This window comes from Streptomyces thermocarboxydovorans (genome assembly GCF_039524635.1).
Taxonomy (GTDB): domain Bacteria; phylum Actinomycetota; class Actinomycetes; order Streptomycetales; family Streptomycetaceae; genus Streptomyces; species Streptomyces thermocarboxydovorans.
The window spans coordinates 33,585-59,894 of the sequence record NZ_BAAAGU010000038.1; the positions used below are offsets into that span (position 1 = coordinate 33,585).

Consider the following 26,310-nt stretch of genomic DNA (forward strand, 5'->3'; position numbering starts at 1 on the left):
CGTCGATCAGCTGTTCACCTGCCCCAGGAGGAATATGAATTGCGAACGACCGCGCACCCGTGTGTCGACGACTCCTGTCCTCGAGCCCAAGCCCCCGCCCGTAGACGGCCGGGCAATGTGTGTGACCTACGACACTCGCAGTGTGGGGGCGTTTCGGGGGATTCGTGGGAGTGGGCCTCGACCCACAGTCGTGGCAGCCGACACCCGCAGGTCACCCAAGTCGATCTGCGACACTGGTACGGCCATGCCTAAGCCCGGAGAACTCACCTTTGTCGCGCCGCGCGGAGCGAAGCTGCCGCCGCGGCATCTTGCCGATCTCACGCCCGCCGAGCGCAAGGAGGCGGTCGTCGCGGTCGGTGAGAAGCCGTTCCGAGCCAAGCAGCTGTCGAAGCACTACTTCGCGCGCTACGCGCACGATCCGGAGCAGTGGACGGACATCCCGGCCGCGTCCCGCGAGCCGCTGCGCGAGGCGCTGCTGCCGGAGCTGATGACCGTGGTGCGGCATCTGTCGACGGACCAGGGCGCCACCCGCAAGACGCTGTGGAAGCTGTTCGACGGGACGCTCGTGGAGTCCGTGCTGATGCGGTACCCGGACCGGGTGACCATGTGCATCAGCTCGCAGGCCGGGTGCGGCATGAACTGCCCGTTCTGCGCCACGGGGCAGGCGGGGCTGGACCGGAACCTGTCCACGGCCGAGATCGTGCACCAGATCGTCGACGGGATGCGGGCGCTGAGGGACGGCGAGGTCCCGGGCGGGCCCGCGCGGCTCAGCAACATCGTGTTCATGGGCATGGGTGAGCCGCTCGCCAACTACAAGCGGGTCGTCGGCGCCATCCGCCGGCTCACCGACCCGGAGCCGGACGGGCTCGGGCTGTCGCAGCGCGGGATCACCGTGTCGACGGTGGGGCTGGTGCCGGCCATCCACCGCTTCGCCGACGAGGGCTTCAAGTGCCGGCTCGCCATCTCGCTGCACGCCCCGGACGACGAGCTGCGCGACACCCTGGTCCCCGTGAACACGCGCTGGAAGGTGCGCGAGGTGCTCGACGCGGGCTTCGAGTACAGCGCCAAGTCCGGGCGGCGGCTGTCGATCGAGTACGCGCTGATCCGGGACATCAATGACCAGGCGTGGCGGGGCGACCGGCTCGGCCGGCTGCTGAAGGGGCGGCCGGTGCATGTGAACCTCATCCCGCTGAACCCGACCCCGGGCTCCAAGTGGACCGCCTCCCGGCCGGAGGACGAGAAGGCGTTCGTGGAGGCGATCGCCGCGCACGGTGTGCCGGTGACCATCCGGGACACCCGTGGCCAGGAGATCGACGGGGCGTGTGGTCAGCTCGCCGCGAGCGAGAGGTAATGTGACTCGCGTCAGCACAGGCACGACAACTTCATATCCTGCGTAACGTCATACGTAAGAAACATCCGACAGGGGAGCGCCACAGCGCTGAGAGTGCGGCACCGGCCGCAGACCCTCCGAACCTGGCCCAGGTCATTCTGGGTAGGGAGATCGGTCACCACTCAAGCTGTTGCACCCTGCCCGGGACGCCACCGGTGTCCCGGGCAGGGCCGCGTCTCTTCCTGGTCCCTCCAGGAGGAATTCAGTGAGCATCACCAAGAAGGCCACGGTTCTGGTCGCCGGGCTCGGCCTGATCACCTTGTCCGCCTGCGGCTCGTCCGGAGGGGACGACCAGGGGTCCGGCTCCGGCGGGTCCAGGACCGTGACGCTGGTCAGCCACGACTCGTGGGCCGTGTCCAAGGACGTCGTCGCCGCCTTCGAGAAGCAGTCCGGCTACCAGCTGAAGGTCCTCAAGGACGGCGAAGCCGGGCAGGCGGTGAACAAGGCGATCCTGACCAAGGACAATCCGCAGGGCGACGTCTTCTTCGGCGTCGACAACACCCTGCTGTCCCGCGCCCTCGACAACGGGCTGTTCCAGTCGTACGAGGCCAAGGGCTCCGATGCGATACGGCCCGAGTACCGGGCCGACGAGGACAAGCACCGGGTCACGCCCGTCGACACCGGCGACATCTGCGTCAACTACGACAAGCAGTGGTTCGAGAAGAAGAAGCTGACCCCGCCGAAGACGTTCGATGATCTGATCAAGCCGGAGTACAAGAACCTGCTGGTCACGGAGAACGCCTCGACCTCGTCACCCGGCCTGGGCTTCCTGCTCGGCACCGCCGCGAAGTACGGCGATGGGGGCACCTCCCGCGCGAGCGAGGCCGAGCGTGGGGGAGGCTGGCAGGACTACTGGAAGAAGCTCAAGGCCAACGGGGTGAAGGTGGTCGACGGCTGGGAGCAGGCCTACTACGAGGAGTTCTCCGGTTCCGCCGGCGGCAAGGAGGCCGGGGCCGACCGGCCGCTGGTGGTGTCCTACGCCTCCTCCCCGCCCGCCGAGGTCGTCTACGCCAAGTCCAAGCCGAAGACCGCGCCGACCGGTGTCGCCGAGGGCACCTGCTTCCGCCAGGTCGAGTACGCCGGGCTGCTGAACAACGCCAGGAACCCCGAGGGCGGCAAGGCGCTGCTCGACTTCCTGCTGAGCAAGCGGTTCCAGGAGGACATGCCGCTCAACATGTTCGTCTACCCGGTGCGCGAGGACGCCCAGGTGCCGAAGGTGTTCGCGCAGTACGGGCCGCAGGCCGAGGATCCGGAGACCATGGACCCGGCGAAGATCGCCGGCAACCGTGACCAGTGGGTCAAGTCGTGGACCTCGCTCGTACTGAAGTAGACCGGCGGACAGCCTTGCCGCCCGCCCCGTCGACGGCGGGGCGGGCGAAGGGGCGGGCGGCACGGCTGGCCCTGCTGGCCGTGCCCGTCGCGTTCTTCGCCGTCTTCTTCGCCTACCCCGTCGCCGCGATCGTCGCCCGCGGGCTGAAGACTGACGGGAGCTGGCAGCTCGGCCGGTTCGCCGAGGTGCTGGCGCAGCCGGACGTGCGGCAGGTGCTGTGGTTCACCACCTGGCAGGCGCTGGTGTCGACCGCCCTGACGCTGCTGATCGCGCTGCCCGGCGCCTATGTCTTCGCCCGCTTCGACTTCCCCGGCAAGCAGCTGCTGCGGGCCGTGGTCACCGTGCCGTTCGTGCTGCCGACCGTCGTCGTCGGCTCGGCGTTCATGGCGCTGGTCGGGCGGGGCGGGCTGCTGCACGAGTGGTGGGGCGTACGGCTGGACACCACCGTGTGGGCGATCCTCCTCGCCCATGTCTTCTTCAACTACGCCGTGGTGGTGCGCACCGTGGGCGGGCTCTGGGCGCAGCTCGACCCCCGGCAGGAGGAGGCCGCCCGGATGCTCGGCGCCTCGCCCGCCAAGGCCTGGCGCCGGGTGACCCTGCCGGCGCTGGCGCCCGCCGTGGCCGCCGCCGCGCTGATGGTCTTCCTGTTCACCTTCACCTCCTTCGGGGTGGTGCAGATCCTCGGCGGCCCCGCGTTCTCCACCCTGGAGGTGGAGATCTACCGGCAGACCTCCGAGATCTTCGACCTGCCCACGGCCGCCGTGCTGACGATGATCCAGTTCGTCGCGGTCGGCGCGATCCTCGCCCTGCACGCCTGGACCGTGCGCCGGCGCGAGAGCGCGCTGAGGCTGGTGGACGCCTCGGTGACCGCGCGCCGGCCGCGCGGCGCCGGGCAGTGGGCGCTGCTCGGCGCGGTCGTCGCCACCGCCGCCGTGCTGCTGGTGGCGCCGCTCGCGGTGCTGGTGGAACGGTCCTTCGGCGCGGCGGGCCTCGGCTACTACCGGGCGCTGACCCGTGAGGACGGGGGAGTGTTCCTGGTCGCGCCGATCGAGGCGGTCGGCAACTCGCTGCAGTACGCGTTCGCCGCGACCGCCATCGCCGTGGTGGTCGGCGGTCTCGCCGCCGTCGCGCTCACCCGCAGGGACGCGGGACGGCTGGTGCGCGGCTTCGACGCGCTGCTGATGCTGCCGCTCGGAGTGTCCGCGGTGACCGTCGGCTTCGGCTTCCTGATCGCGCTCGACGAACCGCCGCTGGATCTGCGGGCCTCCTGGATGCTGGTGCCGCTGGCGCAGGCCCTGGTGGGCGTCCCGTTCGTGGTACGGACCATGCTGCCGGTGCTGCGGGCCGTGGACGTACGGCTGCGGGAGGCGGCTGCGGTGCTCGGGGCCTCGCCGTGGCGGGCCTGGCGGGAGGTGGATCTGCCGATGGTGCGGCGGGCGCTGCTGATCGCCGCCGGGTTCGCCTTCGCGGTGTCGCTGGGGGAGTTCGGGGCGACGGTGTTCATCGCCCGGCCCGACAACCCGACGCTGCCGGTGGCGGTGGCGCGGCTGCTGGGGCGGCCCGGGGAGCTCAACTACGGCCAGGCGATGGCCCTGTCGACAGTACTGATGATCGTGTGCGCGGTGGCGCTGCTGGTGCTGGAGTGGCTGCGGACCGACCGGACCGGGGAGTTCTAGATGCCCGCGGACAGCCTGCTGAGCCTTCAGGCCGCCACCGTACGCTTCGGCGGGCGGACGGCGCTGGACTCCGTGGATCTGTCGGTGGCCGAGCACGAGATCGTCTGCGTCCTCGGGCCCAGCGGCAGCGGCAAGTCCACGCTGCTGCGGGCGGTGGCCGGGCTGCAGCCCCTCGACTCCGGGCGGGTCCTGCTCGACGGCCGCGACCAGTCGGCGGTGCCCGCGCACAAGCGCGGGGTCGGGCTGATGTTCCAGGACCATCAGCTGTTCCCGCAGCGGGACGTGGCCGGCAATGTCGCCTTCGGGCTGCGGATGCGCGGCGCCTCGCGCCGCGAACAGGCGGAACGGGTGGCGGAGCTGCTGGACCTCGTCGGTCTGCCGGGCGCCGGGGGCCGGGCGGTTGCCGCGCTGTCCGGCGGTGAGCAGCAGCGGGTGGCGCTGGCACGGGCGCTCGCCCCCAGCCCGCGGCTGCTGATGCTCGACGAGCCGCTGGGGCAGCTCGACCGCTCGCTCAGGGAACGCCTGGTCGTCGAACTGCGCGAGCTGTTCGGCCGGCTGGGCACCACGGTGCTCGCGGTGACCCACGACCAGGGCGAGGCGTTCGCGCTGGCCGACCGGGTGGTGGTGATGCGGGACGGGCGGATCGCCCAGTCCGGCACGCCGCTTCAGGTGTGGCAGCGGCCTGCGGACGCGTTCGTGGCCCGCTTCCTCGGATTCGAGAACGTGGTCGAGGCGACGGTCGGCGAGGAGGTCGCCGTGACGCCCTGGGGCAAGGTCCCGGTGCCCGCCGACGCCCCGTCAGGTGCCCGCACCCTGCTGGTCAGGCCCGCCGGGGTCCGCCTGGTCGCCGCCGACGCGGGGCTGCGCTGCACGGTCGCCGCCCGTACTTTCCGCGGCACCCATGTCGCCGTCCACCTCCAGCCCGAGAACGCCCCGCGCCTGGAGGCGGCCTGCCCCCTGCGCTCGGCACCCGAGGTCGGCGACGAGGTGGGGGTCGAGTTCGACGCTGCGGAGGTCGCCGTCCTGGACTGAGGGCCGGCCCTCGTGCAACGGGACTGAATGCCGTCGGGCATGCCGGTGGCCCGCCCCCGGCCGGGGACGGGCCACCTCAACTGCTCAAGAACCTCTGAGCCGTGCGAATCAGCGGTCGCTGCCCGCACCCTTGCGGCGCATGCCGAAGAAGACCGCGCCGCCGCCGACCAGGACCAGCGCGCCCGCGATACCGGCGATCAGGCCGGTATTGGAGTTGGCGCCGGTCTCGGCGAGGTTGGACTCGCCGACCGCGGGCGACGGCACGTTGTCCGCCGTGTCCGCGGGGGCGGAGCTCTCCGGCTCCGACGGAGCCGGGCTGCCGGGCTCCCCGGCCGGGGCCGAGGCGGAGTCCGACGGAGTGGGCTCAGGGCTCGGGCTCTCCTCCTTGCCCTCGTCCTGCTTCTTGCACGCCGTGGCCGGGGTGATCAGGTTCGGCTTGATGTCCGCGTCCACATACTTGTCGGCCTTGACGTGGATGCGGTACTCGACGTTGGGCTTCCAGTCCTCCTCGAAGGTGATGGTGTTGCCGTCGCGGGAGCCCTTGACCACCTTTTCGCCGATCTTCTTCACATCGGCGCCGTTGTTCTCCAGGAACACGGTGACGGTGGCCGGGACGCCCAGGGGATCGACGTCGGTGACGGTGATGACACCTTTGTCACCGACACACTTCGCCTCGGCCGAGAAGTCACTGATGCTGCAGGCGGCAGCGGTGCCGGTGGCCGAGAGCGCGAGCGCGGCCGATGCGGAGACGACTCCGAGGGCGCGCAGAGTGCGAGCGACGGTACGGCGCGACGCCGCACCACGGGATACGGACAGAACTGTCACGTTTGTCCTTCACTGGGATGCGCAAATGCGGGGGGTGGAAGGAGAGTTGACCAGACATCAGCTCTCCCAGACGGCACCCAGGTCTATAAGCGTCGCATAAGTAGTGTCAACGCATATGCCGATCGCAGGCCACGGCTTTGCCGAATCATTAATCGCTCATGCGTTTCAGCGCTTCGGGTGCCTCTTCGATCCGGTCCACCAAAGCGATCCGCGCGTCCATGGACCGCTCCCGCGCCAGCGACCGCAGCAGCGGCCAGGCCGGCAGCTTCTCCGTCCAGTGCGCCCGGTCCACCAGCACCATGGGGGTGGGTTCCCCGCGCGACTCGTAGTAGTTGGGGGTCGCGTTGTCGAAGATCTCCTGCACGGTCCCGGCGGCGCCCGGCAGGAAGACCACGCCGGCGTTGCAGCGGGCCAGCAGGCCGTCCTCGCGAGTGGAGTTGGCGAAGTACTTCGCGATGTGCGACGCGAAGGCGTTGGGCGGCTCATGTCCGTAGAACCAGGTCGGGATGCCGACCGAATGGTTGCCCTTCGGCCAGCGGGTGCGCACCTCGAAGGCGGCGCGGGCCCAGTCGGTGACCGACGGCGTGAACGACGGCGCCGCGGCGAGCACTTCGCAGGCCCCGTCCAGCATCCCGTCGTCGTACGGGGCGGCGTACGCCCCCAGGTTGGCCGCCTCCATCGCGCCGGGCCCGCCGCCCGTGGCCACCGTGAACCCGTCCCGGGCCAGGGCGCGTCCCAGGCGGGCGGCTCCCCGGTACCGCTCGGTGCCGCGGGCCATCGCATGGCCGCCCATCACGCCCACCACCCGCGCCGTGCGCAGGAGTTCGTCGAGGGCGTCGGACATGGAGTCGTCGTGGACGGCGCGCAGCATCGAGGCGAAGATGTCGCCGTCGGCGGTGGTCCGCCGGAACCAGTCGTAGGCGAGGGCGTCCGGTGTCGCCTCGTAGCCCTTCTCCAGCGAGGCGAACAGCTCGTCGGGGCGGTACAGACGGCTCCGGTAGGGGTCGAAGGGCAGCCCGGGCACCGGCGGAAGCACCAGCGCGCCGGCGGCGCGGAGCCTGGCCTCGGCCTCGGCGCGCATCCGGCAGCCCAGGAACACCGCCTGCGTGGTGTCCGTGGTCAGCAACTCCCTTGTCCGGTCGGTCAGATCGACGGACTGCACCCGGTACCGGGCGAGGGTGCCGCGCGCCGAGACGACCGCGTCGAACTCCTCGAGCGTCTCGATCTCGCGGTCACCGTGGTGGGCGGCATGGGCGGGCGACGTCTGCACCCGCCCATGCTAGGACCTTCCGGTCGTATCGGTCGGTGCGGCCCTGGGCTGCCGGTCCCATCGCAGGCCGCCCCGATGTGATCTCAGCCCTCCACCGCGGCCGGGTCCATCCAGACGACCTCCCAGGTGTGGCCGTCGAGGTCGTCGAAGGCGCGGCCGTACATGAAGCCCTGGTCCTGGGTCTCACCGCTGGGGGAGCCGCCCGCCGCGATCGCCTTGTCGACCAGCTCGTCCACCTTCTCGCGGCTCTCCGCGCTCAGCGCGATCAGCACCTCGCTGGCCTTGGTCGCGTCGACGATCTCCTTCTTGGTGAAGGTGGAGTAGAACTCCTTGGTGAGGAGCATCGCGATGATGTTGTCGCTGATCACGACCGAGGCTGCGTTCTGGTCGCTGAACTGCTCGTTGATCGAGTAGCCGAGCTCGGTGAAGAACTTCCGCGAGGCGGCGAGGTCGCTGACGGGCAGGTTCACAAAGATCATCTGCTGGTACATGGCGGGGTCTCTCCCGTTCGGCTTCATAGCGTGTGTGTGTTCGAGGGGGTAGACCGGGGGACCCCGCGGAAGTCATCGCTGCCCGGGGAACTTTTGCGAGGAGCTTCCTGGCGGACGGCGTCAGGCGGCGAGCGGGAGCGCCGACAGCTCGGCGACGGCCAGCGTCAGCGGAGCGAACAGGGCGACCAGCGCGGCGGACCGGATCGCGACCGCCCGGCGCAGGGTCGCGGCGGGGGCGCCGAGGCGCAGCAGCGCGTCCGTGGTGAGCGCGCGGGCCTGCCTGGCCTCGGCCGCGGCGGTCAGCAGCGTCGCCACCGCGCAGCCGGTCACCAGGAGCGTCCCGAGGGCGGTGAGCGGGGCGACGGACGGGTCGTCGGTGTCGTAGAGCGAGGTCATGGCGTACGCGGCCGAGATCACCGCGCAGACCACGCCCAGCGGGCGGCCGATGCGCACCGCCTCCGTCATCAGCGCCCGGCCCGCCAGCAGGCGCAGGGCGCCCGGGCGCACCGCCTGCAGCAGCCTGCCGCACAGGTGGGTGAGCCCCGGACCGGCCAGGGCGAGACCGAGGGCGGTCAGCGCGAGCCCGGCCAGCGCCCCGGCCCGCCCGCCGGGCTCGGAGCCACCGCCGGTACGGCTGACGTAGGCCTCCACGGCCAGCCCCACGGCCAGGACGGCGATGCCCCAGGGCAGTCCGGACGGCGCCGCCAGGGGAGCGGCAGGGGGGACGGCCGGCGAGGTCTCGGGGGCCCCGGCTGCCTCGGCCGTCTCGGCCGGCTGCTCCTGGCCGCCTTGCTCCTGGTGGCTCCGGGCTTCTGCCCCGGCCGTGCGCCCGCCGCGTGCTGCCCTGCCCAGGTGGGTGCCGAAGCGTCCGTACGCGCCGAAGGTCTCCCGCACCGGCGTGCGCCGGTAGGCGCCGAAGCGGCCGTACATCCGGGCCATGCGGGAGGCGCCGGGCCTCCGCTCGCGCGGGCGCAGCGCCACCGCCACCGCCAGCGAGGCGCACACCGGCACCACGGCGAGCAGGGTGAGGGCGGCCGGGAGCGGCAGCGGCTGGCCCGCGGCGAGGAAGTCGGCGGCGGCCCCGTCGAAGGGCATGCCGGTCAGGTCGCCGCGCAGATGGAGGAAGACCAGCAGCGCCAGCATCGAGCCCAGCGCGCAGGCGAGGGCCGTGGTCGCCGCGGAGATCGCCATCATGCGCGCCGGGCCGAGGCCGAGCGCGGACAGGCCCGACCGGGGCCGGGTGGCGGGGTCCGTGCGGGCCACCGCGACCGCGAAGTACACGGTGGCCGCGAGCGGGGCGGCGCACCAGGCCAGGCGCAGCGCCGAGACGGACGGGGTGTCCGGGTGGTTCAGCGCGTGGCCGAGGGCGCCCAGGAGCAGGAAGCCGGTCCCCGCCGAGGCGGCCGCGACCAGCAGGCGGCGCAGCTGGACGGCCGGCCGGGCGCTTCGGGTCAGGCGGAGAGCGAGCACGCGGCCCGGCCCTCCGTCTCGGCGGTCTCGGCGACCGGTGGCAGATGCACGGTGCGGACCCGCCGCCCGTCCAGCAGCGACACGGTGCGGTCGGCGAGGGCCGCGGTGTCCGGGTCGGCGGTGGCGAGGACGACCGTGATGCCGTGCGAGCGGGCGGCCGTGGTGAGCGTGCGCAGCACGTGCCGGCGGTCCGCGCGGTGCAGCGGGGCGGTCGGCTCGTCGGCGAACAGCACGGTCGGCGCGGGGGCCAGGGCGCGGGCGATGCACACCCGCTGGCGCTCGGCGTGCACCAGCTCGCCGGGGTGCTTGCGGGCCTTGTCGCCGACGTCCAGGCGCTCCAGCCACTCCAGTGCCGCGGTCTTGGCGCGGCGGCGGTCGGTGCCGCGCAGCAGCAGCGGCAGCGCGGCGTTCTCCCAGACGTTCAGCTCGGGGACGAGCACCGGCTCCGGGTCGATCCAGCCGAAGCGCTCCCGGCGCAGCCGCTCCCGGGCGACCGGGCCCAGGGTGTGCATGGGTCCGCTGTTGAACCAGACCTCGCCGCCCTGGACCGGGGTCAGACCGGCGAGGCAGCGCAGCAGGGTGGTCTTGCCGCTGCCGCGCGGGCCGCCGACGGCGAGGATCTCGCCCTCCCGGACGCCGAGCGAGACCCCGCTCAGCCCGGGGGAGCCGTCCGCGTGCCGGAACTGCAGGCTGCGTGCCCAGAGCACGTCGTTGTCCGGTGGGGCCACCATGGCGTACACCTCGGTTCGGATCGGAAATGCCGTGCGCGGTTCGTGGTTTTCCCTCGTGCGGGGGAACGAAGGCAGGGCCGATCGGTCACTGGGCACGCTAGGCAGGAGGCGGCGGCACGCCGGACAGCACGCGGCCCCGGGCCGCCGTTTCTCACTCGAACGGGCGGCACCGGGGCCGGTGTTGATCATCCAGGAGGAAGATCGGTACCTCGGCCGGACTACACCTCGGCCCGAGGCCCGGACCAGAGCTTGATCCAGGCGCCTCGGCCTGCGGCCCGGACTAGAGCTTGGTCCAGGCCTCGGTGAGGGTGGCGCGCAGGATCTGCTCGATCTCGTCGAAGGTCTCCTGGTTGGAGATCAGCGGCGGCGCGAGCTGGACGACCGGGTCGCCGCGGTCGTCGGCGCGGCAGTACAGGCCGTTCTCGAAGAGCTTCTTGCTGAGGAAGCCGTACAGGACGCGCTCGGTCTCCTCCTCGTTGAAGGACTCCTTGGTGGCCTTGTCCTTGACCAGCTCGATTCCGTAGAAGTAGCCGTTGCCGCGGACGTCGCCGACGATCGGCAGGTCGTGGAGCTTCTCCAGGGTGGAGCGGAAGGCGCCCTCGTTGTCCAGCACGTGCTGGTTGAGGTTCTCGCGCTCGAACAGGTCCAGGTTGGCCAGGGCGACCGCGGCGGAGACCGGGTGGCCGCCGAAGGTGTAGCCGTGCAGGAAGGTGTTCTCGCCCTTGTAGAACGGCTCGGCGATGCGGTCGGAGATGATGCAGGCGCCGATCGGGGAGTAGCCCGAGGTCATGCCCTTGGCGCAGGTGATCATGTCGGGCACGTAGCCGAACTTGTCGCAGGCGAAGGTGGTGCCGAGGCGGCCGAAGGCGCAGATGACCTCGTCGGAGACGAGCAGCACGTCGTACTGGTCGCAGATCTCGCGCACCCGCTGGAAGTAGCCGGGCGGGGGCGGGAAGCAGCCGCCGGCGTTCTGCACCGGCTCCAGGAAGACCGCGGCGACGGTGTCGGGGCCCTCGAAGAGGATCTGCTGCTCGATCTGGTCGGCGGCCCAGCGGCCGAAGGCCTCCGGGTCGTCGCCGAAGATCGGGGCGCGGTAGATGTTGGTGTTCGGCACCTTGTGCGCGCCGGGCACCAGCGGCTCGAACGGCGCCTTCAGGGCGGGCAGGCCGGTGATGGACAGGGCGCCCTGCGGGGTGCCGTGGTAGGCGACCGCGCGGGAGATGACCTTGTGCTTGGTGGGCCTGCCGGTGAGCTTGAAGTACTGCTTGGCGAGCTTCCAGGCGGTCTCCACCGCCTCGCCGCCCCCGGTGGTGAAGAAGACCTTGTTCAGGTCGCCCGGGGCCTCGTCGGCCAGCCGCTCGGCCAGCTCCACGGCCTTGGGGTGGGCGTAGGACCACACAGGGAAGAAGGCCAGCTCCTGGGCCTGCTTGGAGGCGGTCTCCGCGAGCTCCGTACGGCCGTGGCCCGCCTGTACGACGAACAGGCCGGCGAGACCGTCGAGGTAGCGCTTGCCCTTGTCGTCGTAGATGTAGGTGCCCTCGCCCCGGACGATGGTGGGGACGGGGGCGTTCTCGTACGAGGACATGCGGGTGAAGTGCATCCACAGGTGCTCGTACGCGGACTTGCTGAGGTCGTTGGGGCTGTCGGTGCTCACGGTTATCGGGTTCCCCACATGTAGGTCTGCTTCTTGAGCTTCAGGTAGACGAAGCTCTCGGTGGAGCGCACTCCGGGCACGGCCCGTATGCGCTTGTTGATGACCTCCAGCAGATGGTCGTCGTCCTCGCAGACGATCTCGACCATCAGATCGAAGGAGCCGGCGGTCATCACCACGTACTCGCATTCGGCCATCTCGGTCAGCGCGTCGGCGACGGCCTCCACATCACCTTCCACGTTGAGGCCGACCATCGCCTGCCGGCGGAAGCCCACGGTGAGCGGGTCCGTGACGGCGACGATCTGCATCACGCCCTGGTCGAGCAGCTTCTGCACGCGCTGGCGCACGGCCGCCTCGGACAGGCCGACGGCCTTGCCGATGGCCGCGTAGGGACGTCTGCCGTCCTCCTGCAGCTGCTCGATGATGGCGAGGGAGACGGAGTCCAGCTGGGGACTGCCGCCGTTGCGGGACTCGCGGGAGTCCTTCGGGTCTGCGCTTCGACTGGCCACGAGGTCACTGTGCACGACGTCTCGACAGTTTCGCAAGGCGTTGGCGATGAAATCCGTTGTTGAAGGGTTCGTAACATGCGGATTTCGCAGAACGGTGCCCGGCGGGGGTGTTGAAAACGTCAGCCCTCTGACTAGGGTGGTGTCTCAGAGGTTGGACAGCTGGACAATCTCGGACACCCACAAGAAGCACTGGAGGGCCTGCAGTGAGCACCGAGCTGCGTCGTCTGCGCAACTACATCGGCGGTGAGTTCCGTGATGCCGCCGACGGACGGACCACCCAGGTGGTCAACCCCGCGACCGGCGAGGCGTACGCGACCGCTCCGCTGTCCGGTCAGGCGGACGTGGACGCCGCCATGGCGGCCGCGGCCGAGGCCTTTCCGGGCTGGCGGGACACCACGCCGGCCGAACGCCAGAAGGCCCTGCTGAAGATCGCGGACCTCTTCGAGGAGCGGGCCGAGGAGCTGATCGCCGCCGAGGTGGAGAACACGGGCAAGCCCATCGGGCTGACCCGCACCGAGGAGATCCCGCCGATGGTCGACCAGATCCGCTTCTTCGCGGGCGCGGCGCGGATGCTGGAGGGCAAGGGCGCCGGCGAGTACATGGAGGGCCTGACCTCCTTCGTGCGCCGCGAGCCGGTCGGCGTCTGTGCGCAGGTCGCGCCGTGGAACTACCCGATGATGATGGCCGTGTGGAAGTTCGCCCCGGCGATCGCGGCGGGCAACACGGTCGTGCTGAAGCCGTCGGACACCACCCCGGCGTCCACCGTGCTGCTGGCCGAGATCCTCGGCTCCGTCCTCCCCAAGGGCGTCTTCAACGTCATCTGCGGCGACCGCGACACCGGCCGCATGATGGTGGAGCACCCCATCCCGGCCATGGCCTCCATCACCGGCTCGGTACGGGCCGGCATGCAGGTCGCCGAGTCCGCGGCCAAGGACGTCAAGCGGGTCCACCTGGAGCTGGGCGGCAAGGCGCCGGTCGTGGTCTTCGAGGACGTCGACATCGCCAAGGCCGTCGAGGACATCTCGGTCGCCGGCTACTTCAACGCCGGCCAGGACTGCACCGCCGCCACCCGTGTGCTGGTCCACGAGTCGATCCACGACGACTTCGTCGCCGCGCTGGCCAAGGCCGCCAACGAGACCAAGACCGGCATGCCGGACGACGAGGACGTGCTGTACGGCCCGCTCAACAACCCCAACCAGCTCAAGCAGGTCGAGAGCTTCATCGAGCGGCTGCCGGCGCACGCGCGCGTCGAGGCGGGCGGCAAGCGGGTCGGCGACAAGGGCTACTTCTACGCGCCGACCGTGGTCTCCGGCCTCAAGCAGGACGACGAGATCATCCAGAAGGAGGTCTTCGGGCCGGTCATCACCGTCCAGTCCTTCACCGACGAGGACCAGGCCGTCGAGTACGCCAACGGCGTCGAGTACGGGCTGGCCTCCTCGGTGTGGACCAAGGACCACGGGCGCGCGATGCGGATGTCGAAGAAGCTGGACTTCGGGTGCGTCTGGATCAACACGCACATCCCGCTGGTCGCGGAGATGCCGCACGGCGGCTTCAAGAAGTCCGGGTACGGCAAGGACCTGTCGGCGTACGGCTTCGAGGACTACACGCGGATCAAGCACGTGATGACCTCGCTGGACGCATAAGCGCACAGCGTTACAGCGTCCGAGCGCAGTCGGGGCGTGGGGGCGTGTGCGGCCGGCGGGTTCGCCGTGGCTGGTCGCGCAGTTCCCCGCGCCCCTTCGGGGTGTTGCGGGCGCCCCTGTTCGACAAGGTGTCGGTGTTGGTCGTCTTTGGTTGACGTACCGTCGATTGCCCTGGTGGGCCCGGACGGGGATGCTGCGGCAATGGTGACCACATCCCGTTCCCTGTCCCGTCGTTCGCTGCTGCTCGGCGGGGGTGTGCTGCTCGGTTCGCTGACCGGCTGCGGGGTGCCTGCCGCGCATGTGCCGGCCGCCGAGCGGGCCGCGGCTGATCTGTCCCGCCGGGAGAAGCTGCTCACCTGGGCGAACTGGCCGCTGTACATCGACACCGCCGAGGAACGCCCGTCGCGGCGGCCCACGCTGGAGGCGTTCGAGCGGCGGACGGGGATATCCGTCGAGTACGTCGAGGAGATCAACGACAACGACGAGTTCTTCGGCAAGATCAGCCCCGCGCTGATGAACCGCCAGCCGACCGACCGCGATCTCATCGTCATCAGCGACTGGATGTGCGCGCGGTTCGTGCGGCTCGGCTGGGTGCAGGAGATGGACCGGTCCCGGCAGCCGAACGTCACCGAGTATCTCGATCCGCTGCTGCGCTCGCCCGCCTTCGACCCGGGGCGGAAGTTCACCGTGCCCTGGCAGTCCGGCATCACCGGCATCGCCTACAACCGGCGCCGGGCGGGCCGGGAGATCCGCAGCGTGTCGGACCTGTGGGCGCCCGACCTCAAGGGCAGGGTGACGCTGCTGTCCGGCGTGGACGAGGCGTTCGCGCTGCTGATGCAGGGCAACGGCGTCGACATCACCCGGTGGACCGCCGACGACTTCCACACCGTGTGCGACCAGGTGGAGAAGCAGGTGGCCAGGGGCCAGATCCGCCGCTTCACCGGCAACGACTACATCAAGGACCTGTCCAGCGGGGACGTCCTGGCCTGCCAGGCCTACTCCGGCGACGTCATCCAGCTCCAGGCCGACGACCCGGACATCGAGTTCGTCGTCCCGGAGGAGGGCGCCGAGCTGTGGTCGGAGTCGCTGATGGTTCCCAACCTGGCCCGGCACAAGGCCAACGCCGAGCTGCTCATCGACCACTACTACGACCCGGAGGTCGCCGCCGAACTGGCCGCCTGGGTCAACTACGTCTGCCCGGTGCCGGCCGCGCAGGACGTCCTCGCCTCCTCCGACGACGAGGAGACCGCGGCCCTCGCAGAGGACCCGCTGATCTTCCCGGACGCCGCGATGCGGAAGCGCCTGGCCATCGCCCGGGACATCGAGCCGGGGGAGCGGCAGGAGTTCGCCAAGCGGTGGAACAAGATCGTGGGCCTGTAGCAGACTCGCCGTATGGAGACGGGGACCGAACGGGTGGGCGGGGCCGTCACGTTGGGGCTGCTGGCGGCCTGGGCGGTGCACGACGCGGAGGAACTCGCCACGGTGCCGGGGTGGTTGCGCAGGAACGTGCCGCAGCTGCGATCACGGACCTCGCCACAGGCCTCGCGCTCGCGGGGGCAGCCACGGCCGCGTCGCACGTGATCGCCCGAAAGCTTTTTGAACGCGTTCAATAAGCGTGTAGGTTGTCGTCATGAGCGACAGAGTCGCCCTGCTCAAGGGCATCCGTGCGTGGCTGGTCGTGTTCGTTGTGGGTCTGGTGCTGAGCGGGGTGACGGCCTTCCCGCTGGTGCACGAGCTGCGCTGGGCCGAGGAGGTGCTGCGGTCGCTGGCCGCGGGGGAGTACCTGCCCGGCCTGATGGAGTGGGTCGAGCGGGTGCGCACCGGCCTGGACACCGCCGACGCCGGGTATCCGTTCCTGCTCTACGGCACCGACTGGCTCGCCTTCGCCCACCTGGTGATCGCTGTCGCCTTCTACGGGCCCTACCGCGACCCCGTGCGCAACATCTGGGTCGTCGAGTTCGGGATGATCGCCTGCGCCGGGATCGTCCCGCTCGCGCTCGTCTGCGGTCCGATCCGCGGAATTCCGCTGTGGTGGAGCGTCATCGACATGGCGTTCGGGGTGTTCGGGGTGATCCCGCTGTGGATCGTGCGGCGGAAGATCAGGCGGCTGGAGTCGCTCACCCCGAGCGGCGCCGTGCCGGTGCCCGCCGCGTGAGGCCGTCGCGCAGGGCACACAGCACGTCGATGCGGTTGGTGGTGACCGAGTCGACGCCCAGCGCCAGCAGCCGCCGCATGGAGCGGCGGGTGTCCGGGGTCCACACCGACAGCAGGTACCCGTCGCGGTGGACCCGGTCGGCGAGGGCCCGGTCGACCAGGGTGAAGCGGTAGTTGAGCCAGCGCGGCCGGATCGCCTCCAGCAGGGCGGCCCGGGGCGGGGCCAGGGTCGAGCGGGTGAGGGCGATCTCCGCCGACGGGTCCGCGGCGCGGACGGCGAGCATCGCCTCGGCGCCCGCGCAGTAGCAGACCCGGTCCTGCGCACCCGCCTCCCGGACCGCCTCCACCACCCGGCGTGCGTCACGGACGTCCGGTGTGCCGGGCAGGTCCACCATCACCCGGCTGCCCTCGGTCGCCTCCAGCGCGGCGGAGAGCGCCGGCACGCCGTCGCCGGTCGCGGCCCTGACCTCCTCCCAGGACAGCGACCTCAGCGGACGGTCCAGCTCCCACAGGCGCTTCAGCGTCGCGTCGTGCAGCAGCACCGGCACGCCGTCCCGGGTGAGCCGTACGTCGATCTCCACCGCGTCGGCACCCTGCCGCAGGGCGGAACGCAGGGAGGCGAGGGTGTTCTCGCGGAAGCGGTAGGGGTCGCCGCGATGAGCGACGGCGGTCACCTTCTCCACGACGTCCCTTCCCTCTTCTCCGTGAGGGCCTCCATGACGCCCTCCGCGACGTCCTTCATGGCGTCCTTCATGACGGCCTCCCCCGACGTCCATGCCCGGTGCATGGTCAGGAGGCGAGCCAGGAGTCCGTGTACGTGTCGATCTCGGCGGACAGCTTCGCCTTGCCCTCGGCGTCCATGAAGGAGGCCTCCACCGCGTTCTTCGCCAGCGCGGCCAGCCCCCGCTCGTCGAGGTCCAGCAGCCGGGCGGCCACCGCGTACTCGTTGTTCAGGTCGGTGCCGAACATCGGCGGGTCGTCGGAGTTGATCGTCACCAGGACACCGGCCCGCACGAACTCCTTGATCGGGTGCTCGTCCAGGGAGGCCACCGCACGGGTGGCGATGTTGGAGGTGGGGCACACCTCCAGCGCGATGCGCCGCTCGGCGAGGTGGGCGAGCAGCTCCGGGTCGCGGGCGGAGCTGGTGCCGTGGCCGATGCGCTCGGCCCGCAGCTCGTTCAGCGCGTCCCACACCGTCTGCGGCCCGGTGGTCTCACCGGCGTGCGGCACGGACCGCAGGCCGGCCGCGATGGCCCGGTCGAAGCAGGGCTTGAACTGGGGGCGCGGCACGCCGATCTCCGGGCCGCCGAGACCGAAGGAGATCAGCCCCTCCGGGCGCAGCCGGTCGTCGGTCGCCAGCCGCGTGGTCTCCTCGGCGGCCTCCAGCCCGGCCTCGCCGGGGATATCGAAGCACCAGCGCAGCACCAGGCCGAGCTCCTTCTCGGCTGCCTTGCGGGCGTCCTCTATGGCGTCCATGAACGCGCGCTCGTCGATGCCGCGGCGGGTGGAGGAGAAGGGGGTGATGGTCAGCTCGGCGTACCGGACCTGCTGCCGGGCCAGTTCACGCCCGACCTCGTAGGTCAGCAGCCGCACGTCCTCGGGGGTGCGGACCAGGTCGACGACGGACAGATACACCTCGATGAAGTGGGCGAAGTCCGTGAAGGTGAAGTAGTCGGCGAGGGCCTCGGTGTCCGAGGGGACCTTGGAGTCGGGGTGGCGGGCGGCCAGCTCCGAGACGATGCGGGGGGAGGCGGAGCCGACGTGATGGACGTGCAGTTCGGCCTTCGGCAGCCCGGCGATGAAGTCGCTCAGGCCGCGCGAGACGTGCGGCTCGACGAGGTGGTCGGTCAAGGAGTCCTCCCCATGGGCGGCGTCCCCGGGCCGCCGGGCGGCGGGACGCGGATGACCGGCTGATCGGTGACTCGCAGTTATCGTAGGCGGTCCGTTCACGGCCCGGGCGGCGGCGGTGGGCGGGCGGGCCGTAGCATGGCGGGACGATCGACGCAGGGGGGAGCTCCAGATGACGGACGCGACGCAGCCGGGCGGGCCCGACGCGGGGAACAACGATCCCTGGGCGCCTCCGGAGCGCCGGACCTCGCTGGAGAAGAACGACACGCCCCTGCCCGCCGTGCCCGCGCAGTCGTCCGGCACGCCCACCGTGGCGGACGGAGTGCCCGCGCCGCAGGGGCTGTCCGTGCACGACCAGCCCACCGTCGTCTCCATGCCGGGCGCCGGCTTCGCCCCGCCGCACTCGCCGCCGTCCCCGGCCGGGGCCACGTCCCCGGCCGGCAGCGCGCCGTTCGACGGCGGCTCGGGCTCCGCGGTGCCTCCGCCGCCCGTGGCCCCCACCGGCCCCGGAGCGCCGACCGGATACGGCTACCCCGGCTACCCCGCGGGCTACGGCTGGCCCGGCATGCCCGGCCAGCGGCAGAACGGTCTGGGCATCGCCTCGATGGTGCTCGGCATCCTCGCCTGCTGCCTGTTCTGCGTGTACGGCGTGGTGTCCGTCGTCCTCGGCGTCCTCGCCATCGTCTTCGGCGTCAAGGGCCGCCGTAAGGCCGAGGAGGGCCTCGCCGACAACCACGGTCAGGCCCAGGCCGGTCTGATCATGGGCGTCATCGGGCTGGTCCTCGGCCTGGTCGTGGTGGTGCTGATAGCGATCGGCATCACGGCGGCCATCAACAGCGAGCCGGACGGCTGGGAGGACGAGCCCTACTACGGCGCCGTCCGCCCGGCGGTCACCGCCCCGGCCTTCCACTGAGCGCGCGCCGAGGCACGCACCGAGGCGCCCGACGCCGCACCGCGACGCCCGCGCCGCCGCGCCGAGGCACCCGCGCACCGCACACCGACACACAAGCGCCCGTCCCGGCACGTCACCGGTCCGGGCAACAGGATCCGGAACCCCCTCCGACGAGGGGGAGCGCATCACTAGGATGCGAGGGTCGTTCAACGGAGGGGAGATCTTTGCATGTCCGGCACCAATCCCACGCCCGGAGGATTCGGGCCGCCGTCCCAGCCCCCGCAGCAGCCGGCCCCGGGCTATGGCTACCCGCAGTCCGGCACCCCGTCCTACGGTTACCCCGCCGCCCCGGGCCAGCAGGGCACGCCCCCGGCGCCCTACCCGCAGTCGGGCGGCTACGGGATGCCGGCCCAGCCCAGCAACGGCATGGGCACCGCCGGACTGGTGCTGGGCATCATCGGCGTGGTCTGCAGCCTCACGTTCTTCCTGTGGTTCTTCGGCGTGATCCTGGGCATCCTCGGGATCATCTTCGGCGCCGTCGGCCGCAGCAAGGCCAACCGCGGTGAGGCCACCAACAAGGGGGCGGCCACGGCGGGGCTGGTCTGCGGCATCGTCGCCACCGTGATCCTGCCGCTGCTCGGCCTGCTGCTCTTCGCGAGCCTCATGGGCGCCGCGAGCTGAGCGGACGCGGCCACAGTCGCAAGGGGCCGGGGCCCGTGCGGACACCTCAACGAGAGGTCCGCGCGGGCCCCGGCCCCTTGTGCCCTTGCGTCACGCGGTTCCCGGCGCTGGTCAGCCGCCGCGCAGCCGCCGGCGCGCCTCCATCAGCGCGAAGCCCAGCAGATTCGGGCCGCGCCAGCGCTCCGGGTCCATCGCCCCGTCGTCCGTCGCCGCGAGGCCGATGCCCCACACCCGGTCCACGGGGCTCGCCTCCACCAGGACGCGCTCGCCCGTGTTCAGCAGGAACCGGCGCAGATCGTCGTGGGCCGCGAACTTGTGGATGCTGCCCTCCACCACGATGCCGAAGCGCTCCTCGCGCCAGACCGCCTCGTCGAAGCCGCGCACCAGGCGCCCCGCCTTCTTCGCCTCCGCGGGATGCTCCGCCGCCAGGATGCGCCGCTCGGCCTCCCGGTCCTGGAAGAGGCGGGCCTTCGCCGCCATCATCCAGTGCTCGGCCGTCGCGTACTCCACGCCGTCCACCGTGAACGGCGACGGCCACCACTGGCTCAGACAGCTCGGCCCGATGCGGCCGTCCGGCCGCGGGCGGTGCCCCCAGAAGTGCAGATACTCGACCTTCTCCCCGGACCGCAGCGCCTCGATCAGCGCCTGTCTCGAGGAGATGGCCCCCCTGATCCTCTCCATGCACGCGAGTGTGGCACGCGCCACGGACATTCCGTCCGGCCTTTTCCGCGGTCACTCGACACCTGGTCGACAGATTCCGTCGCGTAACCAAAAGGCAACAACGGAATCACTTGTTGCAGTGCGGTTGCTCTGTCAGGATCGGCAGTCAAATCGAGCTGGAGCCACGCCGCCCCCTCACGGGGACACGGAGGAGAGCGACATGCACAAACCGGGCAACGCTGCCCAGGAGCGATTCCCGGCCCAGGACCGTTTCGCCGATGGCGCGCAGTTCATCGCGGGCCGGTACGCCAAGGGCACCTCGGGGCGCAGCCACACGGTCGTCGACCCGGCCACCGGCGAGGGCGTCTACACCTACGACCTCGCCTCCACCGAGGACGTGGACGCGGCCGTCGCCGCCGCCCGCGAGGCATTCCCGGCCTGGGCGAACGCCACCCCCGCGGAGCGGTCCGAGACGATGCACCGGTTCGCGGCCGTGGTCGCCGAGCGCGCCGAGGAGTTCGCGCGCGCCGAGTCGCTGCAGTGCGGCAAGCCGCTGAAGCTGTCCCGCGAGTTCGACGTGCCGGGCACCATCGACAACATCGCCTTCTTCGCCGGCGCCGCCCGGCACCTGCAGGGCCAGTCGGCCGGGGAGTACTCCGGCGACCACACCTCCTACATCCGCCGTGAGCCCATCGGTGTCGTCGGCTCGATCGCGCCCTGGAACTACCCGCTGCAGATGGCCGCCTGGAAGATCCTCCCGGCGATCGCCGCGGGCAACACCGTCGTGCTCAAGCCCGCCGAGCTGACCCCGCTGACCTCGCTGCTGTTCGCCGAGGCCGCCACCGACGCGGGCATCCCGGACGGCGTGATCAACATCGTCACCGGCACCGGCAAGGAGGCCGGCGAGCACCTCGTCGGCCACCCGGACGTGGCCATGACGTCCTTCACCGGCTCCACCGCCGTCGGCAAGCGCGTCGCCGAGATCGCCACCGCCACCGTCAAGCGCCTCCACCTGGAGCTCGGCGGCAAGGCCCCGTTCGTGGTCTTCGACGACGCCGACCTGGACGCCGCCGTGAACGGCGCGGTAGCCGGTGCACTGATCAACACCGGTCAGGACTGCACCGCCGCCACCCGCGCCTATGTGCAGCGCCCGCTGTACGAGGCGTTCGTCGAGCGCACCGCCGCCCTGATGGAGACCGTGCGCCTCGGCGACCCGTTCGCCCCCGGCACCGACCTCGGCCCGCTGATCTCCCACGCCCAGCGCGACCGGGTGGCCGGATTCGTCGACCGGGCCCGCGGCTACGCCCGTGTGGTGACCGGCGGCGAAGCACCCTTGGGCGAGCTGAGGAACGGCGCGTACTATCGCCCCACACTCATCGCCGGTGCGCCGCAGGACAGCGAGGTCGTCCAGTCCGAGATCTTCGGGCCGGTCCTGGTCGTGCTGCCCTTCGACACCGACGACGAGGGCCTCGCGCTGGCCAACGACACGCCCTACGGGCTCGCCGCCTCCGCCTGGAGCCGCGACCTGTACCGGGCCAACCGGGCCACCCGTGAGATCAACGCCGGCTGTGTGTGGATCAACGACCACATCCCGATCATCAGCGAGATGCCGCACGGCGGCTACAAGGCGTCCGGCTTCGGCAAGGACATGTCCGCGTACTCCTTCGAGGAGTACACGCAGATCAAACACGTCATGTTCGACAACACCGCGGTGGTCCGCAAGGACTGGCACCGCACCGTCTTCGGGGACCGTTAGCAACCAGGCCGCATGACCCGCGGCCCCCTCCCGAAAGGGCACCACGCGCATGGAGCAGTACGAGCCAGACCGCCTCTCCCCGGCCCAGGTGGCCGCCATGCGGCGCAGTTTCCGCAACGGCCGGGCGGCCCTCACCCGCCGGTCGCTGCTGCGCGCCTCGGCGGGCGGCGCGCTCGCCGCCGGCGGTCTCGCCGCGCTGACCGGCTGCGGCATCCCTCCGGCCGGCAACACCGAGGGAGGCGTTTCGGCGGAGGACCACTCCGAGGAGGAGAAGACCGTCAACTTCTCCAACTGGACCGAGTACATGGACGTCGACGACAGCGGGAGCAAGCACCCGACGCTGGAGGCGTTCACCAAGCGGACCGGCATCAAGGTCAAGTACACCGAGGACATCAACGACAACACCGAGTTCTTCGGCAAGATCAAGCCGCAGCTCGCCGCGGGCCAGGACACCGGCCGCGACATCATCGTCCTCACCGACTGGCTGGCCGCGCGGCTGATCCGGCTCGGCTGGGTGCAGAAGCTCGACCCGGCCAACCTGCCGAACGCGTTCGCCAACCTCTCCGCCCAGTTCCGCCACCCCGACTGGGACCCGGGCCGCGCCTACTCCTACCCCTGGCAGGGCATCTCCACCGTCATCGCCTTCAACAAGAAGGCGCTCGACGGCGTCGAGGTGAAGACCCTCTCCGACCTGCTGGACAACCCGAAGCTCAAGGGCCGGGTGGGTCTGCTCACCGAGATGCGCGACACCGTCGGCATGACCCTGCTCGATATGGACAAGGACCCGGGGAAGTTCACCGCCGACGACTACGACGCGGCGATCGCCCGGCTGCAGAAGGCCGTCGACAAGAGCCAGATCCGCCGCTTCACCGGCAACGACTACACCTCCGACCTCACCAAGGGCGACCTGGCCGCCTGCCTGGCCTGGGCCGGGGACGTCGTCCAGCTGAAGGCCGACAACCCGGACATCGACTTCGTGATCCCGGACAGCGGCTACATGACCAGCAGCGACAACATGCTGATCCCCAACAAGGCCCGGCACAAGACGAACGCCGAGCGGCTGATCGACTACTACTTCGAGCCGCGGCCGGCCGCCCAGCTAGCCGCGTACATCAACTTCGTCTGCCCGGTCGACGGGGTGAAGGCCGAGCTGGAGAAGATCGACAAGGACGCGGCGAACAACCCGCTGATCATCCCCGACAAGGCCATGCAGGCCAAGTCCCGTGCCTTCCGCTCGCTGAGCTCCAAGGAAGAGACGGCATTCGAAGAGAAGTTCGCGAAGCTCACTGGGGCGTGACGAGATGAAGACGACCAACGACACGGCGGCTCACGGCGGGGACGTCCGCCTCACCGGCATCACCAAGAAGTACGGCTCCTTCACCGCCGTGCACCCGCTCGACCTGACCGTCCCGCAGGGCTCCTTCTTCGCCCTGCTCGGCGCGTCCGGCTGCGGCAAGACCACCACCCTGCGCATGATCGCCGGCCTGGAGGAGCCCACCGCCGGCACCGTCCACCTCGGCGACCAGGACGTCACCGCGCTCCCGCCCTACAAGCGGCCGGTGAACACGGTGTTCCAGTCCTACGCCCTCTTCCCGCACCTCGACATCTTCGAGAACGTCGCCTTCGGTCTGCGCCGGCGCGGCATCAAGAGCGTGAAGAAGCAGGTCGAGGAGATGCTGGAGCTGGTCCAGCTCGGCGAGCAGGCCCGCAAGAAGCCGCACCAGCTCTCCGGCGGCCAGCAGCAGCGCGTCGCCGTCGCCCGCGCGCTCATCAACCACCCCAAGGTGCTGCTGCTCGACGAGCCGCTCGGCGCCCTCGACCTGAAGCTGCGCCGCCAGATGCAGCTGGAGCTCAAGCGCATCCAGACCGAGGTCGGCATCACCTTCGTGCATGTCACGCACGACCAGGAGGAGGCCATGACCATGGCCGACACCGTCGCCGTGATGAACGCCGGCCGGGTCGAGCAGCTCGGCTCGCCCACCGACCTGTACGAGAACCCGCGGACCACCTTCGTCGCCAACTTCCTCGGCACCTCCAACCTCATCGAGGCCGAGGTCGACTCCACGTCCGGCAGCGAGATCGTGCTGAAGGCGGGCGGCGGCAAGCTCGTGCTGCCCGAGGCCCGCAACAGCGCACCCGCCCGGACCGGCGGCAAGGTGCTGGTCGGGGTGCGCCCGGAGAAGATCGCCCTCACCCACGCCGACGACGCCGGGGAGATCCCCGAGGGCCGCAACCGGATCACCGGACGCATAGCCGATTCCAGCTTCATCGGCGTCTCCACCCAGTACGTGATCGACAGCCCGGTCTGCCCCGAGTTCGAGGTCTATGTGCAGAACATCGACCGCGACTCCCGGCTGACGCCCGGAGCCGAGGTCGTCCTGCACTGGAACCCGGAGCACACCTTCGGTCTGGACGCAGCGCAGGACATCGACGCCGGAGTCGAGACGGTCGAGGAAGAGGTCGCCTGATGGCCGCGGTCACCGAGGCGCCGCCCCTGGCGCCCACCCCCGCACCGGAGAAGAAGCCACCGCGCAAGCGGGGCCGCTGGATGCCGTATCTGCTCCTGCTGCCCGGCCTGCTCTGGCTGGTGGTGTTCTTCGCGCTGCCGGTGATCTACCAGGCCTCCACGTCCGTGCAGACCGGCTCCCTGGAGGAGGGCTACCAGGTCACCTGGCACTTCGCCACCTACTGGGAGGCGCTGTCCGAGTACTGGCCGCAGTTCGTCCGCTCGGTGCTCTACGCGGCCTCCGCGACTGTGCTGTGCCTGCTGCTCGGCTACCCGCTGGCCTACCTGATCGCCTTCCGCGCGGGACGCTGGCGCAACCTGATCATGATGCTGGTGATCGCGCCGTTCTTCACCAGCTTCCTGATCCGCACCCTCGCCTGGAAGACGATCCTCGCCGACGGCGGATGGGTGGTCGGCGCCCTGGACGCGCTGCACATCCTCGACGTGACCTCCTGGCTCGGCTGGACCGCCGGCGACCGGGTGCTCGCCACCCCGATGGCGGTGGTCTGCGGCCTGACGTACAACTTCCTGCCGTTCATGATCCTGCCGCTGTACACCTCGCTGGAGCGGATCGACCCGCGCCTGCACGAGGCGGCGAACGACCTGTACGCCAAGCCGTCGACGACCTTCCGCAAGGTCACCTTCCCGCTGTCGATGCCCGGCGTGGTCTCCGGCACCCTGCTGACCTTCATCCCGGCCACCGGCGACTACGTCAACGCGGACCTTCTCGGCTCCACCGAGACCCGCATGGTCGGCAATGTGATCCAGTCGCAGTTCCTGCGGATTCTCGACTATCCGACGGCCGCGGCACTCTCGTTCATCCTGATGGCCGCGATCCTGATCATGGTCACGCTCTACATCCGCAAGTCCGGCACGGAGGATCTGGTTTAAATGGCCTTCGTCAACTGGCTCAAACGCCATTTCGTCGTCATCGCGGGACTGCTGACCCTCGCCTACCTCCTGCTGCCGAACGTCGTCGTCACGGTGTTCTCCTTCAACAATCCGAAGGGCCGTTTCAACTACGAATGGCAGGAGTTCTCCACCGACGCCTGGCGCGACCCCTGCGGCGTCTCCGGGCTGTGCGGCTCGCTCTCGCTCAGCCTGCAGATCGCCCTGTGGGCGATGCTCGGCGCCACCGTGCTCGGCACGATGATCGCCTTCGCGCTGGTCCGCTACCGCTTCCGCGCCCGCGGCGCCGTCAACTCGCTGATCTTCCTGCCGATGGCGATGCCCGAGGTGGTCATGGCGGCCTCGCTGCTGACCCTGTTCCTCAACATGGGCGCGCAGCTGGGCTTCTGGACGATCCTGATCGCCCACATCATGTTCTGCCTCAGCTTCGTCGTGGTCGCCGTCAAGGCGCGCGTGATGAGCATGGACCCGCGCCTGGAGCAGGCCGCCCAGGACCTGTACGCCGGACCGTTCCAGACGTTCCTGCGCGTCACCCTGCCGATCGCCGCCCCCGGTATCGCGGCGGGTGCGCTGCTCGCCTTCGCGCTCTCCTTCGACGACTTCATCATCACCAACTTCAACGCCGGCTCGACCGTCACCTTCCCGATGTTCGTCTGGGGCTCTGCCCAGCGCGGAACGCCGGTGCAGATCAATGTCATCGGCACGGCGATGTTCGTGGTGGCCGTCTCGCTGGTGCTGGTGTCCATGGCCGTCGGAAACCGCCGCAAGCGGCAGAAGGCCTGAGCTGCGGCCGCCGTACCCGGCCGGTACGGCGGCCGCCCGTACCGGAAAGCAATCCCAGAAACACCGGCAACACCAGAAACACAACCGCACAAAGCGCAACCGC

The 26,310-nt window shown here is 70.6% G+C and carries 24 protein-coding genes, 1 pseudogene and 1 riboswitch; of the genes and pseudogenes, 15 read left to right on the forward strand and 10 right to left on the reverse strand.

The genetic code is table 11. The annotated features are described in order from the left end of the window. The first annotated feature begins 244 nt into the window (after positions 1-244). From rlmN to ABD198_RS18760, 4 genes are all read left to right on the forward strand, one after another. A complete protein-coding gene (gene rlmN / locus ABD198_RS18745; protein ID WP_344002929.1) occupies positions 245-1,351 on the forward strand; it encodes a dual-specificity RNA methyltransferase RlmN in 1,107 nt (368 codons plus the stop codon). 60 nt (positions 1,352-1,411) lie between these two features. Beyond that, positions 1,412-1,517, forward strand: a riboswitch (TPP riboswitch). Positions 1,518-1,595: 78 nt separating this feature from the next. Continuing rightward, the gene (locus ABD198_RS18750) at positions 1,596-2,720 is read left to right on the forward strand and encodes a thiamine ABC transporter substrate-binding protein (RefSeq protein WP_344002932.1); all 1,125 of its coding nucleotides are present in this window, start codon (positions 1,596-1,598) and stop codon (positions 2,718-2,720) included. 14 nt (positions 2,721-2,734) lie between these two features. Beyond that, positions 2,735-4,396, forward strand: coding sequence for an ABC transporter permease (locus ABD198_RS18755; RefSeq protein WP_344002935.1), 1,662 nt, complete (start codon positions 2,735-2,737; stop codon positions 4,394-4,396). Continuing rightward, complete coding sequence (locus ABD198_RS18760; protein ID WP_344002938.1) at positions 4,397-5,428, forward strand: ABC transporter ATP-binding protein; 1,032 nt, start codon at positions 4,397-4,399, stop codon at positions 5,426-5,428. 108 nt (positions 5,429-5,536) lie between these two features. Here ABD198_RS18760 and ABD198_RS18765 read toward each other — a convergent pair whose 3' ends face one another. The 7 genes from ABD198_RS18765 to ABD198_RS18795 form a co-directional block, all read right to left on the reverse strand. Further along, positions 5,537-6,253 (reverse strand): LAETG motif-containing sortase-dependent surface protein, encoded by a 717-nt coding sequence (locus ABD198_RS18765; RefSeq protein ID WP_344002941.1) that lies wholly within the window; start codon positions 6,251-6,253, stop codon positions 5,537-5,539. 148 nt (positions 6,254-6,401) lie between these two features. After that, complete coding sequence (locus ABD198_RS18770) at positions 6,402-7,523, reverse strand: LOG family protein (protein WP_344002944.1); 1,122 nt, start codon at positions 7,521-7,523, stop codon at positions 6,402-6,404. Positions 7,524-7,606: 83 nt separating this feature from the next. Next, positions 7,607-8,014 (reverse strand): VOC family protein, encoded by a 408-nt coding sequence (locus tag ABD198_RS18775; protein WP_344002946.1) that lies wholly within the window; start codon positions 8,012-8,014, stop codon positions 7,607-7,609. A 120-nt stretch (positions 8,015-8,134) separates the two neighbouring features. Further along, entirely contained in the window at positions 8,135-9,484 is a 1,350-nt protein-coding gene (locus ABD198_RS18780; RefSeq protein WP_344002949.1) for a hypothetical protein, read from the reverse strand. Further along, positions 9,466-10,215: an ABC transporter ATP-binding protein gene (locus tag ABD198_RS18785; protein ID WP_344002952.1), complete on the reverse strand. Its 750-nt coding sequence runs from the start codon at positions 10,213-10,215 to the stop codon at positions 9,466-9,468. The genes ABD198_RS18780 and ABD198_RS18785 overlap by 19 nt, the downstream gene beginning before the upstream one ends. Before the next feature lie 280 nt (positions 10,216-10,495). Continuing rightward, positions 10,496-11,869 (reverse strand): aspartate aminotransferase family protein, encoded by a 1,374-nt coding sequence (locus ABD198_RS18790; protein WP_344002955.1) that lies wholly within the window; start codon positions 11,867-11,869, stop codon positions 10,496-10,498. Between the two features lie 2 nt (positions 11,870-11,871). After that, a complete protein-coding gene (locus tag ABD198_RS18795; protein WP_344002958.1) occupies positions 11,872-12,390 on the reverse strand; it encodes an Lrp/AsnC family transcriptional regulator in 519 nt (172 codons plus the stop codon). A gap of 188 nt (positions 12,391-12,578) precedes the next feature. Between ABD198_RS18795 and ABD198_RS18800 the strand changes: the two genes are divergently transcribed. The 4 genes and pseudogenes from ABD198_RS18800 (at position 12,579) to ABD198_RS18815 (ending at position 16,173) form a co-directional block, all read left to right on the forward strand. Continuing rightward, positions 12,579-14,018, forward strand: a complete 1,440-nt coding sequence (locus ABD198_RS18800; RefSeq protein WP_344002960.1) for a gamma-aminobutyraldehyde dehydrogenase — start codon at positions 12,579-12,581, stop codon at positions 14,016-14,018. Positions 14,019-14,219: 201 nt separating this feature from the next. Then, positions 14,220-15,398, forward strand: a complete 1,179-nt coding sequence (locus ABD198_RS18805) for a polyamine ABC transporter substrate-binding protein (RefSeq protein WP_344002963.1) — start codon at positions 14,220-14,222, stop codon at positions 15,396-15,398. Positions 15,399-15,410: 12 nt separating this feature from the next. After that, positions 15,411-15,545 (forward strand): annotated as a pseudogene (locus ABD198_RS18810) (HXXEE domain-containing protein); the annotation flags it as partial. A 103-nt stretch (positions 15,546-15,648) separates the two neighbouring features. Next, positions 15,649-16,173 (forward strand): hypothetical protein, encoded by a 525-nt coding sequence (locus ABD198_RS18815; RefSeq protein WP_344002966.1) that lies wholly within the window; start codon positions 15,649-15,651, stop codon positions 16,171-16,173. Here the strand turns inward: ABD198_RS18815 and ABD198_RS18820 are convergent. Together ABD198_RS18820 and ABD198_RS18825 are read right to left on the reverse strand one after the other, a co-directional pair. Beyond that, on the reverse strand, positions 16,136-16,855 hold the full coding sequence (locus ABD198_RS18820) for a glycerophosphodiester phosphodiesterase (protein ID WP_344002969.1): 720 nt from the start codon (positions 16,853-16,855) through the stop codon (positions 16,136-16,138). The two genes, ABD198_RS18815 and ABD198_RS18820, sit on opposite strands and share 38 nt — an antisense overlap. 106 nt (positions 16,856-16,961) lie before the next feature. After that, complete coding sequence (locus tag ABD198_RS18825) at positions 16,962-18,023, reverse strand: adenosine deaminase (protein WP_344002971.1); 1,062 nt, start codon at positions 18,021-18,023, stop codon at positions 16,962-16,964. Positions 18,024-18,192: 169 nt separating this feature from the next. On the opposite strand from ABD198_RS18825, the gene ABD198_RS18830 reads away from it, so the two are divergent. Beyond that, positions 18,193-18,933: a DUF4190 domain-containing protein gene (locus tag ABD198_RS18830; RefSeq protein ID WP_344002974.1), complete on the forward strand. Its 741-nt coding sequence runs from the start codon at positions 18,193-18,195 to the stop codon at positions 18,931-18,933. Positions 18,934-19,140: 207 nt separating this feature from the next. After that, positions 19,141-19,593 (forward strand): DUF4190 domain-containing protein, encoded by a 453-nt coding sequence (locus tag ABD198_RS18835; RefSeq protein ID WP_344002977.1) that lies wholly within the window; start codon positions 19,141-19,143, stop codon positions 19,591-19,593. A gap of 111 nt (positions 19,594-19,704) precedes the next feature. Here the strand turns inward: ABD198_RS18835 and ybiA are convergent, their stop codons facing one another. Continuing rightward, positions 19,705-20,304: a riboflavin biosynthesis intermediates N-glycosidase gene (gene ybiA / locus ABD198_RS18840; RefSeq protein WP_344002981.1), complete on the reverse strand. Its 600-nt coding sequence runs from the start codon at positions 20,302-20,304 to the stop codon at positions 19,705-19,707. Positions 20,305-20,473: 169 nt separating this feature from the next. Here ybiA and ABD198_RS18845 point away from each other — a divergent pair, with 169 nt between their 5' ends. Genes ABD198_RS18845 through ABD198_RS18865 form a run of 5 tightly spaced genes read left to right on the forward strand, consistent with a single transcriptional unit; the run spans position 20,474 to position 26,207 of the window. Next, entirely contained in the window at positions 20,474-22,009 is a 1,536-nt protein-coding gene (locus ABD198_RS18845; RefSeq protein WP_344002984.1) for a gamma-aminobutyraldehyde dehydrogenase, read from the forward strand. 49 nt (positions 22,010-22,058) lie between these two features. Continuing rightward, on the forward strand, positions 22,059-23,306 hold the full coding sequence (locus tag ABD198_RS18850; protein WP_344002987.1) for a polyamine ABC transporter substrate-binding protein: 1,248 nt from the start codon (positions 22,059-22,061) through the stop codon (positions 23,304-23,306). Positions 23,307-23,310: 4 nt separating this feature from the next. After that, a complete protein-coding gene (locus ABD198_RS18855; RefSeq protein WP_344002990.1) occupies positions 23,311-24,477 on the forward strand; it encodes an ABC transporter ATP-binding protein in 1,167 nt (388 codons plus the stop codon). Then, positions 24,477-25,406, forward strand: coding sequence for an ABC transporter permease (locus ABD198_RS18860; RefSeq protein ID WP_344002993.1), 930 nt, complete (start codon positions 24,477-24,479; stop codon positions 25,404-25,406). Before ABD198_RS18855 ends, ABD198_RS18860 begins: the two co-directional genes overlap by 1 nt. Further along, on the forward strand, positions 25,407-26,207 hold the full coding sequence (locus tag ABD198_RS18865; protein WP_344002995.1) for an ABC transporter permease: 801 nt from the start codon (positions 25,407-25,409) through the stop codon (positions 26,205-26,207). It abuts the gene before it with no gap. Positions 26,208-26,310 lie beyond the last annotated feature (103 nt).

What these genes read in the sequence shown, in the direction of transcription:
- ABD198_RS18815 (WP_344002966.1), top strand. Translation starts at nt 15,649, where the DNA reads ATGAGCGACAGAGTCGCCCTGCTCAAGGGCATCCGTGCGTGGCTGGTC.
- ABD198_RS18865 (WP_344002995.1), top strand. Translation starts at nt 25,407, where the DNA reads ATGGCCTTCGTCAACTGGCTCAAACGCCATTTCGTCGTCATCGCGGGA.
- ABD198_RS18830 (WP_344002974.1), top strand. Translation starts at nt 18,193, where the DNA reads ATGACGGACGCGACGCAGCCGGGCGGGCCCGACGCGGGGAACAACGAT.
- ABD198_RS18775 (WP_344002946.1), bottom strand. Translation starts at nt 8,014, where the DNA reads ATGTACCAGCAGATGATCTTTGTGAACCTGCCCGTCAGCGACCTCGCC.
- ABD198_RS18850 (WP_344002987.1), top strand. Translation starts at nt 22,059, where the DNA reads ATGGAGCAGTACGAGCCAGACCGCCTCTCCCCGGCCCAGGTGGCCGCC.
- ABD198_RS18860 (WP_344002993.1), top strand. Translation starts at nt 24,477, where the DNA reads ATGGCCGCGGTCACCGAGGCGCCGCCCCTGGCGCCCACCCCCGCACCG.
- ABD198_RS18805 (WP_344002963.1), top strand. Translation starts at nt 14,220, where the DNA reads ATGGTGACCACATCCCGTTCCCTGTCCCGTCGTTCGCTGCTGCTCGGC.
- ABD198_RS18855 (WP_344002990.1), top strand. Translation starts at nt 23,311, where the DNA reads ATGAAGACGACCAACGACACGGCGGCTCACGGCGGGGACGTCCGCCTC.
- ABD198_RS18845 (WP_344002984.1), top strand. Translation starts at nt 20,474, where the DNA reads ATGCACAAACCGGGCAACGCTGCCCAGGAGCGATTCCCGGCCCAGGAC.
- ABD198_RS18835 (WP_344002977.1), top strand. Translation starts at nt 19,141, where the DNA reads ATGTCCGGCACCAATCCCACGCCCGGAGGATTCGGGCCGCCGTCCCAG.
- ABD198_RS18760 (WP_344002938.1), top strand. Translation starts at nt 4,397, where the DNA reads ATGCCCGCGGACAGCCTGCTGAGCCTTCAGGCCGCCACCGTACGCTTC.
- rlmN (WP_344002929.1), top strand. Translation starts at nt 245, where the DNA reads ATGCCTAAGCCCGGAGAACTCACCTTTGTCGCGCCGCGCGGAGCGAAG.
- ybiA (WP_344002981.1), bottom strand. Translation starts at nt 20,304, where the DNA reads ATGTCCGTGGCGCGTGCCACACTCGCGTGCATGGAGAGGATCAGGGGG.
- ABD198_RS18785 (WP_344002952.1), bottom strand. Translation starts at nt 10,215, where the DNA reads ATGGTGGCCCCACCGGACAACGACGTGCTCTGGGCACGCAGCCTGCAG.